Source organism: Streptomyces silvae (assembly GCF_016745505.1).
GTDB lineage: Bacteria > Actinomycetota > Actinomycetes > Streptomycetales > Streptomycetaceae > Streptomyces > Streptomyces silvae.
In genome coordinates, this window is sequence record NZ_JAERUC010000009.1 from 21,107 (window position 1) to 36,831 (window position 15,725).

A 15,725-nucleotide genomic window follows, 5' to 3' on the forward strand; every position below is an offset into this window, starting at 1 on the left:
GCCGCGTGTACCGCGCGAACCTATGACCACCCGCGTGAGGACTCCCAGCTTCCGCATCCCGTCCGCGCACAACTGGCTCGATCTCGCCGGAGAGGGCTGCAGGGAGGGTGCCGAGGTGATGTGTACCGCTCACGTAAGGACCCGGTTCGGGGGATCGTATGCTTTCCCCTGATCCGCTCCCCGAAAGGTGCTGCAAGTGACCTACAGAGTCCAGCCAACTGCCCAGGTCGACGACAGCGCCGAGATCGGCGACGGCAGCAGCGTCTGGGAGCTGGCACAGATCCGCGAGGGTGCCCGGCTCGGCGAGGGCTGCGTGATCGGCCGCGGGGCGTACGTGGGAACCGGCGTACAGATCGGCAACAACGTCAAGCTGCAGAACTACGCCCTGGTCTACGAGCCGGCCGAGCTCGGCGACGGTGTCTTCGTGGGCCCGGCCGTGGTGCTCACCAACGACCACAACCCGCGCTCCGTCGACCCCGAGGGCAAGCAGAAGCGCGGCGGCGACTGGGAGGCCGTGGGCGTGAAGGTCGCCGAGGGCGCGTCCCTCGGCGCACGCTCCGTATGTGTCGCCCCCGTACGGATCGGCCGCTGGGCCATGGTCGCGGCCGGCGCCGTGGTGACCAAGGACGTCCCCGACTTCGGCCTGGTCGTCGGCGTACCGGCCCGCCGGATCGGCTGGGTGGGCCGCAGCGGCGTCAAGCTCGTCGAGCGTGAGGGCGAGCCGGGCGTGTGGGAGTGCCCGCAGACGGGCGCGCTGCACGACGAGAAGGACGGCGTCCTCACCGAGCGCGCGGGCTGAGTCCGTACGGCGTCCAGTCCCTTCCGGGGAGCGCCCACTGAGGGGCCGCTCCCCCGTCCACACCCGAGATTGGTGACCTCCATGCCGGCCAGCCGGATAACCGGTCCGGACACGCGCGACCGGCTTGCCTCACTCACCGGTCTGCGTTTCTGGGCCGCTCTCGTCGTCGTCCTGTACCACCTGTCACGGCAGACGGGGAAGCTTCCCTGGATCAGCGACGTCACCTGGTACGGGCGCACCGGCGTGACCTTCTTCTTCGTCCTCTCCGGCTTCGTGCTGGCATGGACGTACGACGGGAAGACCGTGCCCGCGGCCGTCTTCCTCTGGCGGCGCTTCGCGCGGATCTGGCCGCTGATGGCCGTTTCCATCGCCGCGTCCGTGGCGGCATGGCGCGTTCTGGGGACGGACGTCTCCCTCAAGGGCGTGGTCGCGACCCTGGGGCTCGTCAACTCGTGGGCGCCGGGCCGTGAGTACCGCGTGGGCGGCAACCCGGCGGCCTGGTCGCTCAGTGATGAGGCCTGGTTCTATCTGATCTTCCCGCTGCTGCTGATGCTGCCTCTGCTGCGCTCGCCGCGCGGAAGGACGTGGTGTGCGGTAGCGCTGTGCGTCGCCCCCGTCGCCGTCTGGGCGTCGGGATCGCTGTTCACGGATCCGACGGTGCGCGTCTGGGCCCTCGACTACTTCCCCCCGACCCGCACCCTCCAGTTCGTGCTGGGTGTGGTGGCCGGCCTGGCGGTCAAGCGCGGTTGGCGGCCCCCGGTCGGTCTGCCGGTCGCGGTCGCTCTGGTCGTCGCCGGGCACATCGCGCTGGTGCCCTGGTCACGGGCTGTCCCCGACAGCCTCTGGTACAGCCCGTACAGTGCCTCGCATCTGCTCTCGGCACCGCTCTTCGCGCTGCTGGTCGCGGCGGCCGCCTCCGCCGACCTGAAAGGCCGCCGGACCGGGTTCTCGGGGCCCTGGTCGATCCGCCTCGGCCACTGGTCCTTCGCCTGGTACCTGTTCCACGAGATCGTGATCCGATCCCTCATCGGCTGGCTGGGCCGCCCTGACACGCAGATCGGGATCGTGAAGATCTGGCTGCTGGCGCTGGCCATCAGTCTCGCCATTGCGGCAGCGGCCTACCACTGGGTGGAACACCCGCTGGAACGCGTACTGCGCCGCGCGGGACCGGGTGGCGCCCGCCGCGCCGGGCCGGCTGTTGCACCGGAACCGGACGCCGGCAGGACCGCCGAACCGAACGCGTCGGCCCCAGCTCTGCCGGGCCCCGAGAAGAAGAGTGTGCAATGAAAGTCGTCAGCATCGTCGGCGCCCGTCCCCAGCTGGTGAAACTGGCGGCCGTGGCCGCCGCGTTCGCCGGTACCGGCCATCAGCACGCCATCGTCCACACCGGGCAGCACTACGACGCGGATCTCTCGGACGTCTTCTTCTCCGGGCTCGGCATACCTGACCCGGATGTACATCTGGGCGTGGGTTCCGGGAGCCACGGGGCACAGACCGGGTCCGTTCTCACGGCTCTCGATCCTGTACTCGCCGCTGAGAAACCCGACTGGGTGCTGGTGTACGGCGACACCAACTCGACTCTGGCGGGGGCGCTTTCCGCCGTCAAGCAGCATCTCCCGGTGGCCCATCTCGAGGCCGGTCTCCGCTCCTTCAACCGCCGGATGCCGGAAGAACACAACCGGGTCCTCACCGACCACTGCGCGGACCTCCTCCTGGCGCCCACCGCCGAAGCCATGCGGCATCTGACCAACGAGGGCCTCGCCCACCGGGCGAGACTGGCGGGCGATGTGATGGTCGACATCTGTCTGCGTATCCGTGATGCCGTGCTGGCCGGACGGCACCCGGCCCCGTCGCTGCCCGAGGGGATCGATCCTGACGGCCCGTTCCTGCTGGCCACTCTGCACCGGCCGGACAACACGGACGACCCGGAACGGCTGTCCGCCATCGTGACGGCACTGGCCGGGCTGCCGGTGCCGGTGGCCCTGCTGGCGCATCCCCGCCTGGTGGCGCGCGCCGGTCAGCACGGCATCGACCTGGCGCAGGGCTCCATCCGTGTCGGCCGCCCGCTTCCGTACGCCGGGCTCGTGGCCGCAGTGCTGGCATCCAGCGGTGTGGTCACCGACTCCGGCGGTCTGCAGAAGGAGGCATTCCTGCTGGACCGTGTATGCACCACTGTCCGGCCGGAGACGGAATGGGTCGAGACCCTCGAGGACGGGTGGAATCAGCTGGTCGCCGATCCGCACGAGCTGGCCGCCGACGCATGGGCCGCTGTCGCGACCCGCCCCGCACCGAGGGCGCCACATGGTGCTCCCTACGGCAACGGCACGGCCGCCGTACGCGTCGTGGAGCTGATGGAGCAGGCCCTCGACGGCCGTACCTGATCCGGAAAACGCTGCAGGGGCCGCCCTCACCGGGCGGCCCCTGCAGCGTTTCGGCGTTGCTCAGACCAGGTCGCTCAGCAACCGCTCGTACAGAGCGACATACTTCTGGGTCTGGACTTCCCAGCTCCACTCGTCCAGCATGCCGGGGCGCTCGTACGGTTCGGCGTACCTCTCGCGGGCTCCGAGCACGAGGTTCAGGGCCCTGGCCAGGTCCTTGCTGTCCTCCGACCGGAAGACCTCGCCGTTCCCGACCCTGGTGACCTCGTCGGACATGGCCTTCACGTCACTGACCACCACGGGCAGCCTGGCCTGCATGAACTCGAAGAACTTCGTGCTCAGGGCTACCTCGTGGTTGACGGGGCCCTTACGCAAAGGATGGATGCCGACGTCCGCGGTGGACAGAAAGCCCACGAGGACGTCATAGGGCACGTACGGCATGAGGTGGACACGGTCCGAGACCCCCAGGCCGGCCGCCAGTGTGCGCAGGGAGTTCACATACGCGCCGTCGAGGTTGTTGATCACGAAGGCGGCGTGCAGATCACCCGCGTACTGCAGGGACTCGACAACGGTGTGCAGGCCACGCTGGGGACCGGCCGCACCGCAGTAGACGGCGAGCGGAGTCGCGTCGTCCAGCCCACAGGCCTCCCGCACATGCTTGGCACCGCTCTCCGTGGCCCACGCGCCTCGTTGGCTCGGGACAAGCTTGGGCGGGGCGTTCAGCGTGACGTCGGGCCGCTCGGTCAGACCGTGCGATTCCTCCAGCATCTCGGCCAGCGCCGGTGAGACGGTGACCACAGCGTCCGCGTATCCGATGTGCTCGCGCTCGTAGGCGATCTGGGCCGTCAGCCACTTCTTCCCAGGAGCGTTGAGACCTGGCACGAACTCATGGGCGTCGTAGACGAAACGGATGTTCCGCCCTCCCCGGCGGGCCCGGGCGACGTAGCGTGCGGCCACCCCGAGCATGCGGAAGTCGTGGGCATGGATGAGATCGGGCTTGAGCCGGTCCAGCTCGGCGCTGAAGCTGATCTCGTACCGGAACGGAAGCGGGTCCAGTCGGCGCCAGGCCCGGTCGCCCATGACCGCGCTCCAGAACGCGGCCTCGATGTTCTCGAGCATGCCGTCGTGCTTCACCCTGGCATCGAGCGCGGCCGGGGTCTGCTTGGACCGTGCGGCGATCCACGTACGACGGGCCTTGGCGGCCACCCTCTGCACCCCGTGCGGCACCCTGCGTCCGGTAGGGCGCTTGCGGGAGATCCCCGTGCGGGCGGCGTCACCGATGCTGCCCACCAGAAGTTCGGCGGTGTCGACCTCGATCTGGTTCTGCTTGAACTCGATCCGGTTCTTCGCGGCGTACGCAAGCGGGTAGCGCAGCCTGTGGAGCCGGAGCCGCAGCGTCTTCCTGGCAACGAGGTGCTTCAGCGGAATGCGTAGCGCCCGGGCGGGGCCTATGAGGTACTCGTCCCCACCTGTCGCCGGCGCCTTCCCCAGCAGGTGGACTTCCCAACCGGCTTCGGCCATCGCCCGGGCACTCTTCTGAACCCGGGAGTCGCCGTCGATCGTGTTGTCCACAAGCATGACCACGCGCCCTGGGCGCTTCACAGCAGTCACTTCATTTTCCCATCGGAGAAGGCGCCGGCAGCGGTCAGCCGCCGATGACGACGCGGCGTACGCCCGCCCAGTTGGCCGGGTCGGTCGTACGACGGCCGTCGACCAGGACGCGGACGTCCGGCAGGTCGGTGGCGGCCAGCTCGCGGTACTCGGCGTGGTCGGCCTGGAGGATCGCGGCGGTGACTGTCTGGCCCTCGTGCGGCACGAGGCCGTGCGCGGTCAGCTCGTCCGCCGTGTACATCGGGTCCGAGACGAACGGCACCGCGCCGCGCGCCTTCAGTGCCTCCACGACGCCGAAGACGCCGGAGAAGGCCGTCTCCTTGACGCCACCGCGGTAGGCGGCGCCCAGCACCAGGACCCCGACGCCGTCCAGGTCGCCGTAGGCGGCGGCCAGCAGGTCGACGGCGTACTCGGGCATCGCGGCGTTGGCCTCACGGGCCGAGCGCACGACGGTGGCCTCCGGGTCGTTCCACAGGTACATCCGCGGGTAGATCGGGATGCAGTGGCCGCCGACGGCGATGCCGGGCTGGTGGATGTGGCTGTAGGGCTGGCTGTTGCAGGCCTCGATGACCTTCTTGACGTCGATGTCGTTCTGGTCGGCGAACCGGGCGAACTGGTTGGCCAGACCGATGTTGACGTCGCGGTAGGTGGTCTCGGCGAGCTTGGCGAGCTCGGAGGCCTCCGCCGTGCCGAGGTCCCAGACGCCGTTCGGGCGCGGCAGGTCCTCGCGGTCGTCGAAGTCGAGCACGGCCTCGTAGAACTCGACACCGCGCCGGGTGGAGGCCTCGTCGATGCCGCCGACGAGCTTGGGGTAGCGGCGCAGGTCGGCGAAGACACGGCCGGTGAGGACGCGCTCCGGGGAGAAGACGAGGTGGAAGTCCACGCCCGGGGTCAGGCCGGAGCCCTCGGCGAGCATGGGCGCCCAGCGGGTGCGGGTGGTGCCCACGGGCAGGGTGGTCTCGTAGCTGACGAGGGTGCCGGGCTTCAGGCCCGCGGCGATCGCCTTCGTCGCCGAGTCCATCCAGCCGAAGTCCGGGGTGCCCTCTGCGTCCACGAACAGCGGGACGACGACCACGACGGCGTCGGACGCGGCGACCGCGGCCGTCGTGTCCGTGGTCGCGGAGAGGAGGCCCGCGCCCACGGTCTCCTTGAGCTTGACGTCCAGGTCGTGCTCACCGGGGAACGGCTCGGTGGCCGCGTTGACCAGCTCGACGACCTTCTCGTTGACGTCCGCGCCCACGACCTTGTGGCCCTTGGCCGCGAACTGCACGGCGAGCGGAAGGCCGATCTTGCCGAGCGCGACTACACAGATGTTCATCGGATTACTTTCCTCTTCAGCCTGGACAGCATGTGGCGCAGCCGCTTGCCCGCACCGGTCTTGGTCTCCCACAGGGGCGCCGTCGTGATGACGAGCCGGCCCTTGGGGTTCTGGTTCGCCGCCACCCTGTACGGGACGGCCTGCCGCCAGCGGCGGGCCAGGGGAAGCGGCATTCCGCCGGTCTTCACCGGGATCTCGTACGTCGAGCCCGCCACGTCCACGTACACACGGACGCCGAGCTTCGACTTCACGGCGTGGACCGGGATCCGGGCGCGTACGGTCGTCGCCCTGCCGTCCTCCGCCAGGGTGCGGCTGAACTCCCCCGTCGGCGCGGAGAGTTCATGGCCGGACGGCAGGCGGCGCGCGCCGGGCTTGTCCGCACTCTTGGGCATGGCGCCCTTGGCCAGACGCACGGTCAGGGAGCCGGTGTCACCGAGGACACCCACCCTGGCCGTGAGCACCAGGGTCAGGTCGTCGCCGGCCTGGTCCCATTCCGCCGCGACGAGCTTCGTCCCCTGCGCCAGCCGCCCGGGGACGGCTTCGCCGACCAGTTCGTAGACGCGGTCGGGCAGTCCGAGCGCCTTGTCGCGGAAGCCGGGGTACGCCGCGAAGGCCCTGCCGTCCTCGAGATGGAACGGCGGGGCTCCGTGCTCCGCCTCCTCGGTGATGGCCCGGACCAGCTCGTCGACGGCACCCGCCTGTGCGAGGCAGATCCGTACCCGGCGCTTGACGTCCAGGGAGTCCCGGAGCTCGTCGGTGAGGTACTCGTCCGCGAGGACGGCGATCCCCGCGCACACCTCGTGCCGCGTGGCGGCGTCGAGTGCCGGGAAATCGTCCTGTATGAGCTTGGCGAGCTCCCAGGTGAAGTGCCGCTTGAAGAGCGCGTCCCGGTCGGGACCCGCCTCCACGAGCGAAGCGGCGTGCTTCATGATCGCGCTGGTGCAGCGCAGCCGGGACAGGTGATCGGCCCGGTAGGTGATGTTGCTGGCGTCGCCGCGCTTCACCGCGTAGTAGAAGGTGTAGTCGGAGAGGACCGAGATCTTCCGGGCCCGGACGCACGCCTCGATCGTGAACGGCTGATCGCTGCCGACCGGCAGGTCCTCGGGGAAACGCAGCCTGTGCTTCTCCACCAGTTCACGGCGGAAGAGCTTGGTGTTCGCCAGCGTGAAGGGCAGGCTCGACCGGTAGAGGCTGATATCCGGGTCGTTCTCCTTGTACAGCTTCTGATGCACGTACCGGCCGTTGGTCCCGACCATCTTGCCGATGACCACGTCGGACTCGTGCTCGTCCGCGTAGGCCACCATCCGCTCCAGGGCTTCCTCGCCCAGGTAGTCGTCGGAACCTATGAAGTACACGAACCGGCCGGTGGCCAGGTCCAGGGCCCTGTTGCTGGGCGCCGCGGGGCCGCCCGAATTGGCCTGATGGACGACCTTGACCGTGCCGGGGTAACGCTCTGCGAACCGGTCGAGCTCGGCGCTGCTGCCGTCCGTCGATCCGTCGTCGACCGCCACGACCTCCAGGCGGTCGAGGCCGATGCTCTGCCCGACGAGCGAGTTCAGACACTCCGTCAGGTAGGGCATCGTGTTGTAGACGGCTACGACGACGGTGGCATCAGGTCGTCCGCTCATGCCACCACCTGCGCAACTGGCGCGGCGGCCTTGGTGTGGGTGCCTCCGCCGAGTACGCGGGTGTAGACGCCGTCGAGCACCTCCGCCTGCGCCTCCCAGGTCCACTCGTCGAGCAGCCCCTCGGAGTCGTAGACGTCGCGGTACTTCTTGGGGTCGGCGAGCACGGCCTTGACCGCTCGGACGTAGTCCGCCACGTCCTCGGCCTTGAACACTTCGCCCTGTCCGGTCTGCGCGACCATCTCGCCCATCGTCTTGACGTCGCTGACGACGAACGGGAGGCGGGCGTGCGAGTACTCGAAGAACTTGGTGATCAGGGCGATCTCGTGGTTCGGCCAGTGGTGGATCGGGATCACACCGGCGTCGGCCGAGGCCAGGAACGGGACGACCTGGTAGTGCGGCACGTACGGAAGGATGTGCAGCCGGTCGGACACACCGAGCTCCACGGCCCGCGCGGTCAGCTGGTTCATGTATTCCGACGTGGGCCGCAGCACGACGAACGCCACGTGTGTGCCGGGCAGGTGCGGCAGCGACTCGACCATGATGTCGAGTCCGCGCTGCGGGGCGGCGGCACCGCTGTAGACGGCCAGCGGCACATCCGCGCCGATCCCGCACAGCTCGCGCAGGTCCGGTACGGGCTCGGCGGCCTGCTCGGGGGAGATCTCCGCGTCCGGCGCGTTCAGTACGACCTCGGGCTTGGCCTTGAGGCCGTGCCGGTCGGCCAGCATGTCGGCGAGGGTCTCGGAAACGGTCGTCACGGCGTCCGCGTACTGCGAGAACTCACGCTCGTAGGCGCACTGGGCGACGTGCCACCGCGGGTGCGGATTCCACGGCTTGATCCCCGGAAGGAACTCGTGGGCGTCCCAGACGAGCTTGACCGAGCGTCCCTTCGCCCCCGCCCGCAGCTTCGCCCGCGCGCCCACACCGAGCATGCGGAAGTCGTTGGCGTGGATCAGGTCGGGCTGCAAGGAGTCGATGACCTTGCCGTACGCGAGTTCCATGTCCCACAGCGCCGGGTCGAGCCGGCGCCAGGCGCGGTCCCCCATCGTGCGCAGCCAGAAGGCCGTCGTGAAGCGGTCCAGCGGGGACTGCATGTCCTTGCGGCGCTGCTCGAGGGCGTTCGTCTGCTTCACGCGCAGACCGACCCACTTGGTCATGACCCGCGCGACGATCCGCGGGGGCATCAGCTTGAGCTTGCGGACGGCCGACCTCTTCCGTCCCGCCTCGATGAGCTGGATGTTCAGCTCGTTCCGCCAGGCCTTCATCCGCTGCCTGCGGTAGGCGGCCAGCGGGCCCGGCCTGTAGGCGAGCGGCGCCCTCAGCACGGCGCGTCGGTACTCGTGCCGCCTGCGGTGCATCGGGGTCGGGACGTGCAGGAGCCGCACCTCGGCGTCACCGAGCTGCCAGGACTGCTCCTTCTTCGTCGGCGACTTGCCCAGCAGAACCACGTCCCAGCCGGCTGCGGCCGCGGAACGGGCCTCCTTCTGGACGCGCGAGTCACCGTTCACGCCGTTGTCGACCAGCATGACGATCTTGCCACGGGAGCTGCGCTGCGCCCCCGCCACCGAACTGTCAACCGCCATGATGAGCGGGCTCTCCTGTCTCAAGAACAATCGTTCGGCCGATCCGGGCCGATTCCAGAACCGAAGCTGCCACCTCAACGGTACGCAGCCCCTGCCGCAATGTGCAGATATCGGCCGACTCGCCCCGCACCGCGTCCCTGAAGAGCTCGTGCTCGACGAGCAGCGGCTCGCGCTTCGGGATCGCGTAGCGGATCATGTCGCCCTCGGAGACCCCGCGGAACGCGCGCAGCGCCTCCCACTCGGTGGTCACCGCCGCGTTCGAGTGGAACGTCAGGTCGGCGGTGAGGGTGTCGGCGATGTAGCAGCCGCGCTCGCCCGTGACCGAGGTGAAGCGCTCCTTGAGCGGGCTCAGCCAGTTGACCAGGTGGTTGACCATGGTGCCGTCGGAGAGCTGGCCCACCGCGGAGACCATGTCCTCGTGCGGGCGGCCCGACTTGGAGACGGTGTGGGCCGCGATCGAGGTGTACGTCTGGCCGGTGACCCAGCCCGTGAGGTCGATGTCGTGCGTGGCGAGGTCCTTGACCACACCGACGTCGGCGATGCGGTGGGGGAAGGGACCCTGGCGGCGGGTGACGACCTGGAAGACGTCGCCGAGCTCGCCGGCCTCCAGGCGGCTGCGCAGCGAGCGCAGGGCCGGGTTGCAGCGCTCGATGTGGCCGACGCCGGCCACCAGGCCGCGCGACTCGAAGGCCTCGACGAGGCGGCGGGCGCCCTCGACGGTGTCGGCCAGCGGCTTCTCGATCAGGGCGCAGACGCCCGCGTCGGCCAGCTGGAGGCCGACCTCTTCGTGCAGGGCGGTCGGGCAGGCCACGACCGCGTAGTCGACGCCGAGCGCGATGAGTTCCTCGACGGTCGACAGGACGGGGGCGCCCTGCGCCCAGCCGTTCTTGTCGCCCATCGGGTCGACGACGCCGACCAGCTCCACGCCTTCGAGACCGGCGAGGACCCGGGCGTGGTGGCGCCCCATGGAACCGAGGCCGACGAGGCCGGCCTTCAGTACGGCGGTGCTCACAGGCTCTCCCCCAGTGCGTTCACCGCGTCGGCGATGCGGGCGAGGTCGCCCTCGCCGAGCGACGGGTGGACGGGAAGCGACACGACCTCGGCGGCCGCACGCTCGGTCTCCGGCAGGTCCCAGTTCCGGCCGGCCTTCTGGTCCGGCTCCCAGTACGGCTTCAGCCGGTGGATCGGGGTCGGGTAGTAGACGGCGTTTCCGATGCCCGCCTCGGTGAGCTTGGCCATCGCGGCCTCACGGTCGCCCTGCATTCGGATCGTGTACTGGTGGTAGACGTGGCGGGCGCCCTCGGCGACCGGCGGCACCGTCACGTTCGGGGCGGTGATGTGCGCGTCGAGGTACGCGGCGTTGGCGCGGCGCTGCTCGGTCCACCCACCGATCTTGGTGAGCTGTACGCGGCCGACGGCGGCGGCCACGTCCGTCATGCGCATGTTGGCGCCGACGATCTCGTTGGCGTACCGCTGCTCCATGCCCTGGTTGCGCAGGAGGCGCAGGGTGCGGGCGAGTTCGGCGTCGGCCGTGGTGACCATGCCGCCCTCGAGGGAGTGCATGTTCTTCGTCGGGTAGAAGCTGAACGTTCCGCCTTCGCCGAACGCTCCGACGGGGGTGCCGTTCAGGGCCGCGGCGTGCGCCTGGCACGCGTCCTCGACGACGGCGAGTTTGTGCTTCCGCGCAATGGGCATGAGCTTGTCCATCGCCGCCGGGTGACCGTAGAGGTGCACCGGCATGATCGCGGCCGTGCGCGGCGTGACGGCCGCTTCGACGGCGGCCGGGTCCAGGCCGTAGCTGCCGGGCTCGATGTCGGCGAACACCACGTCGGCGCCGACGAGTCGGACGGCGTTGGCGGAGGCGGCGAACGAGAACGACGGGACGATCACCTCGTCACCCGGGCCGATACCGAGAGCGAGCAGGAGCATGTGCAGAGCGGAGGTACCGGAGTTGACGGCGACGCAGTGGCGGCCGTCGACCAGCTCGGAGAAGCCCTCCTCGAAGGCCGCGACCTCCGGGCCCTGCACGACGCGACCGCTGCGCAGCACGCGTACCGCGGCCTCGATCTCCTCTTCACCGATGACCGGGCGGGCAGCAGGAATCGGCTGCTCGTTGATGCTCGTCATGGACGTCCTCCTTGAACACCGCAAGAGCTCTTCACAGGCAGAGGTCCGGGGTGCGGGACGTCTCACGAGGCCGCGCATAACCCCACCGGCAGATTGCCGACGCCCTACCGAGGAAACTGGACCCGGTCGGTCCTGAACCGGGTCGGTCACCGACCGTAGTTCCTTTCCAGGAACTTCACAGGCAGCGACCGCCGTCACATTATCAGGGATTTCTCAGGTGATTTCGGGCCTGTTAACCGGCTCGTGCATCAGTTCTGAAACAAAGCACGTGTCCCGCCCCGAAGTCTTCGGGGCGGGACACGGATCGATGAACAACCGGTTACGGAATGCTCATTCGGCGGTCGTTCCCGAGTCGGCCGACGACGTCGAGGCCGTCACGGAAGGCGACGACTGCTCGGCGGCGACTGTCTTCTTCGACGCCGCCTTCTTCGTCGTCGTCTTCTTCGCGGTGGTCTTCTTCGCGGCCGTCTTGGCTGCCGCCTTCTTGGGGGCGGCGGCCTTCTTGGCCGTGGCCTTCTTCGCCGTCTTCCGCGCCGCGGCCTTCTTCACCGGGGCTTCCGACTCCTCGGTGCCGGACGCGGCGACGGGCTCGGCGCCGGAGGCACCGGGCGTGTCGGACCCGGCGTCCGCAACCACGACGACCGCTGCCTCTTCGGCTCCGGCCGGTGACCCCGCCGGAGCGGTGGCCTTACGGGTCGCACGGCGACGGGCACGCGGCGGGGCGGCGGGAGCGGACTCCTCGTCAGCCGCCGGGGCCTCGGGCGCCTTCTCCGAGGGTGCCTTCTCCGCGGAGGCCTTCGCCTTGTCCGGGGAAGCGGGCGCCGATGCCTCGACCACCGGGTCCTCGGCCGCGACGGGCTCCGCCGCGGGCTCGGCCGGCTGGACCGGCGGCGTCACGTCGGCCTGCTTGGGCGATCCCGCCGGGGCGGTCGCCTTCCGGGTCGCCCTGCGACGCGTACGGGCCGGGGGTGCGGCCTCGGCCTCGGGGGCGGCGGGAGCCTCCACCGGGGTCTCGGCCACCGGCTCGGGCTGCCGCTTCTCCTCGGCAGCCGAAGCAGCCGAAGGCGCCGAATCGGCCGAAGGTGCCGGGGCAGCCGGAGCCGCAGGGGCGGTCTCGGCCACCGGGGCGGGAGCGCCGGCCGGAGCCGTGACCTTACGGGTCGCGCGCCGGCGGCCACGGCCGCGCGACGCAGCCGCCTCGGCCTCCGCCGGGCTGCTGTACAGCTCCTCGTCGGCGACGAACTCCGGCTCGGGCAGCGCCACCGGGGCGGCGACCTCGGCGGCCACCTCGGCCTCGGTCTCCACCTCGGCCTCGGCGTGCTGCTCGGCGTGCTCGTGCTCCTGGCCGTGCTCGTGCTCGTGCCCGGCGCCGCCGCGGCCGCGCTTCTTGGACCGCTTGCCACCGCCGCCACCGGCCGCCGTGGGCTGCTCCATGTGGACGATCACGCCGCGCCCGTTGCAGTGGACACAGGTCTCGGAGAAGGACTCCAGCAGACCCTGGCCCACCCGCTTACGGGTCATCTGGACCAGGCCCAGCGAGGTGACCTCGGCGACCTGGTGCTTCGTACGGTCGCGGCCCAGGCACTCCAGCAGACGCCGCAGCACCAGATCCCGGTTGGACTCCAGCACCATGTCGATGAAGTCGACGACGACGATGCCACCGAGGTCGCGCAGCCGCAGCTGACGCACGATCTCCTCGGCCGCCTCCAGGTTGTTCTTGGTGACGGTCTCCTCGAGGTTTCCGCCCTGGCCGGTGAACTTGCCGGTGTTGACGTCGACGACGACCATCGCCTCGGTCTTGTCGATCACCAGCGAACCGCCGCTCGGCAGGTAGACCTTGCGGTCCAGCGCCTTCATCAGCTGCTCGTCGATGCGGTACGTCGCGAAGACGTCGACCTCGGACGTCCAGCGCGACAGCCGGTCGCTGAGGTCCGGAGCCACGTGCGAGACGTAGCCGTGGATGGTCTCCCAGGCGTCGTCACCGCTGACGATCACCTTCGAGAAGTCCTCGTTGAAGATGTCGCGGACGACCCGGACGGTCATGTCCGGCTCGCCGTAGAGCAGCGTCGGCGCGTTGGAGCTGCTGGTGTTCTTCGACTTCTTCTGGATCTCTTCCCACTGGCCCTGCAGCCGCTCGACGTCGCGGCGGAGCTCGTCCTCGCTCGCGCCCTCGGCGGCGGTGCGCACGATGACGCCCGCGTCCTCGGGGACGATCTTCTTGAGGATGGTCTTCAGCCGGGCGCGCTCGGTGTCGGGCAGCTTGCGGCTGATCCCGGTCATCGAGCCCTCGGGCACGTAGACCAGGTAGCGGCCGGGCAGCGAGACCTGGCTGGTCAGGCGGGCGCCCTTGTGGCCGATCGGGTCCTTCGTCACCTGGACGAGGACGGACTGGCCGGACTTGAGGGCGGTCTCGATGCGGCGCGGCCCGTGGGCCATGCCGAGCGCCTCGAAGTTGACCTCGCCGGCGTACAGGACTGCGTTGCGGCCCTTGCCGATGTCGACGAAGGCGGCCTCCATGGACGGCAGGACGTTCTGCACCTTGCCCAGGTAGACGTTGCCGACGTAGCTGGTGGCCTGCTCCTTGTTGACGTAGTGCTCGACGAGCACGTTGTCCTCGAGGACGCCGATCTGGGTGCGCTCGCCGCTCTGGCGGACGACCATGACGCGCTCGACGGCCTCACGGCGGGCCAGGAACTCGGCCTCGGTGATGATCGGCACACGACGGCGGCCCTGCTCACGCCCCTCGCGGCGGCGCTGCTTCTTGGCCTCCATACGGGTCGAGCCCTTGATGGACTGGACCTCGTCGAAGCCGGTGCCGGGCTCGCGCTCGGCCTCCTTCTTCCGGGGCTCGCGGACCTTGACGACCGTGCGCTCCGGGTCGTCGGCGCCCGTGCCCGTGTCCTCGCCGGAGGCGTCCCCGCTACGGCGGCGACGGCGGCGACGGCGACGGCTGCTGCTGGAGCCGGAGGAGGACTCGTGCTCGTCCTCGTCCTCGTCGTCCTGTGCCTGCTGCTCGTCCTCGGAACGGTCCGCGGAGGCGTCGTCCTGCTGCTCCGCGTCGTCCGTGTCGTTGGCCTCACCGCGACGGCGGCGACGGCCACCGCGACGGCGGCGGCGGGAGGGCCGGTCGCCGTACTCGTCCGTGTCGTCGCCCTCGTGCTCGGCGTCCGCCCCGGACTCGGGCTCGTGCTCGTCCTCGGCGGGGGCGGCGGCCTCGGCGGGCTGCTCGGCCGGAAGCGTGACCGGCGTCGCGGCCGGCTCGGTCTCGACGGCCTCGCCACGACGGCGGCGGCGACGGCGCGAGCCGCCCTGGGGCGCGGACTCGGCGGTCTCGGCGGCGGCGGAGGCCTCGGCGGCCTGCATGCCCTCGGCCTTGCGCGACGCGCGGTCCGAGCGCTCGGCGCGGTCCGTACGCTCCGAGGACTTCTGATCCTCGAAGTCGTCGCTCTCGTCGTGGGCCGGGGTGGAACCCGCGGCGGCAGCGGCGGCGGCAGCGGTCTCCGGGGTCTGGAACATCGGCTCGGCGAAGACCGGGGCCTGGAACACGGCCACGGCGGGGCGCGTCGCGCGGCGGCCCTTGCGGGCGGGCTCCTCGGTCTTCCCGGTGAACTCGGGACGGCCCGCGGCGGCGGTGGCCCGGCGGCGCTGGCGGCCTCGCGGCGCGGCTTCCTCGACCTGCTCGGTCTCGGAGGCGAGCTCCTCGGCCACTGCGGCGGGGAGCGCCTCACCCGTCTCGGCGACCGCCTCGGCGGCCTCCTCGACGGGCTGCGGCGAACCGGCCGGGGCCGATGCCTTACGGGAGGCGCGGCGACGGCCACGCGCCGGGGCGGCGGTCTCGGCGGCAGGCGCCTCGACGGTCTCCTCGGTACGGGCGGGCTCCGCGGCCTCGGCGGCCGGTTCGGCCACGATCTCGGCCGGGGCGCCGGTCTGCGCGCCCTGCGGCGTACCGGCCGGAGCCGACGCGCGGCGACGGGCGCGGCCTCGCGGCGCCGCGGCGGGCTCGGCCGGGCTCCCGGCGGCTTCGGCGGCGGGCTCGGTGGCCTTCACCGGCTCGGCGGCGGGCTCCTGGGCGACGGCCTCGGCCTGCTGGGGGGCGCCCGCCGGAGCGGTGGCCTTACGGACCGCACGGCGACGGGGGCGCGACGGAGCGGCCTCGGCGGGGGTCTCGGCGACGGCGGTCTCGGCGGTCTCCTCGGCCTCTTCCTCCTCGACCGGCTCGGCCTCGGCGACGGGCTCCACGGCCTCGGCGGCCTGCGGCGCACCCGCCGGAGCGGTCGCCTTACG

The 15,725-nt window shown here is 70.7% G+C and carries 10 protein-coding genes; 3 read left to right on the forward strand and 7 right to left on the reverse strand.

Going from position 1 to position 15,725, the window contains the following annotated elements; translation table 11 throughout:
- The first annotated feature begins 196 nt into the window (after positions 1-196).
- The 3 genes from JKV81_RS01340 (at position 197) to wecB (ending at position 3,180) form a co-directional block, all read left to right on the forward strand.
- The gene (locus JKV81_RS01340) at positions 197-799 is read left to right on the forward strand and encodes an acyltransferase (RefSeq protein WP_129262909.1); all 603 of its coding nucleotides are present in this window, start codon (positions 197-199) and stop codon (positions 797-799) included.
- Between the two features lie 81 nt (positions 800-880).
- Complete coding sequence (locus tag JKV81_RS01345) at positions 881-2,086, forward strand: acyltransferase family protein (RefSeq protein ID WP_202074759.1); 1,206 nt, start codon at positions 881-883, stop codon at positions 2,084-2,086.
- Positions 2,083-3,180 (forward strand): non-hydrolyzing UDP-N-acetylglucosamine 2-epimerase, encoded by a 1,098-nt coding sequence (gene wecB, locus JKV81_RS01350; protein WP_202074760.1) that lies wholly within the window; start codon positions 2,083-2,085, stop codon positions 3,178-3,180. The genes JKV81_RS01345 and wecB overlap by 4 nt, the downstream gene beginning before the upstream one ends.
- Before the next feature lie 60 nt (positions 3,181-3,240).
- Here the strand turns inward: wecB and JKV81_RS01355 are convergent, their stop codons facing one another.
- From JKV81_RS01355 to JKV81_RS01385, 7 genes are all read right to left on the reverse strand, one after another.
- Positions 3,241-4,755 (reverse strand): glycosyltransferase family 4 protein, encoded by a 1,515-nt coding sequence (locus tag JKV81_RS01355; protein WP_129262915.1) that lies wholly within the window; start codon positions 4,753-4,755, stop codon positions 3,241-3,243.
- A gap of 67 nt (positions 4,756-4,822) precedes the next feature.
- Complete coding sequence (locus tag JKV81_RS01360) at positions 4,823-6,106, reverse strand: nucleotide sugar dehydrogenase (protein WP_129262917.1); 1,284 nt, start codon at positions 6,104-6,106, stop codon at positions 4,823-4,825.
- Positions 6,103-7,734 (reverse strand): glycosyltransferase family 2 protein, encoded by a 1,632-nt coding sequence (locus JKV81_RS01365; protein WP_129262919.1) that lies wholly within the window; start codon positions 7,732-7,734, stop codon positions 6,103-6,105. The genes JKV81_RS01360 and JKV81_RS01365 overlap by 4 nt, the downstream gene beginning before the upstream one ends.
- Entirely contained in the window at positions 7,731-9,314 is a 1,584-nt protein-coding gene (locus tag JKV81_RS01370; protein WP_129262921.1) for a glycosyltransferase family 4 protein, read from the reverse strand. Before JKV81_RS01370 ends, JKV81_RS01365 begins: the two co-directional genes overlap by 4 nt.
- A complete protein-coding gene (locus JKV81_RS01375; RefSeq protein WP_124276510.1) occupies positions 9,304-10,326 on the reverse strand; it encodes a Gfo/Idh/MocA family protein in 1,023 nt (340 codons plus the stop codon). The genes JKV81_RS01370 and JKV81_RS01375 overlap by 11 nt, the downstream gene beginning before the upstream one ends.
- Entirely contained in the window at positions 10,323-11,441 is a 1,119-nt protein-coding gene (locus JKV81_RS01380; RefSeq protein WP_202074761.1) for a DegT/DnrJ/EryC1/StrS family aminotransferase, read from the reverse strand. Before JKV81_RS01380 ends, JKV81_RS01375 begins: the two co-directional genes overlap by 4 nt.
- A gap of 330 nt (positions 11,442-11,771) precedes the next feature.
- On the reverse strand, positions 11,772-15,725 hold a 3,954-nt coding region (locus JKV81_RS01385), incomplete at its 5' end, for an Rne/Rng family ribonuclease (protein ID WP_202074762.1).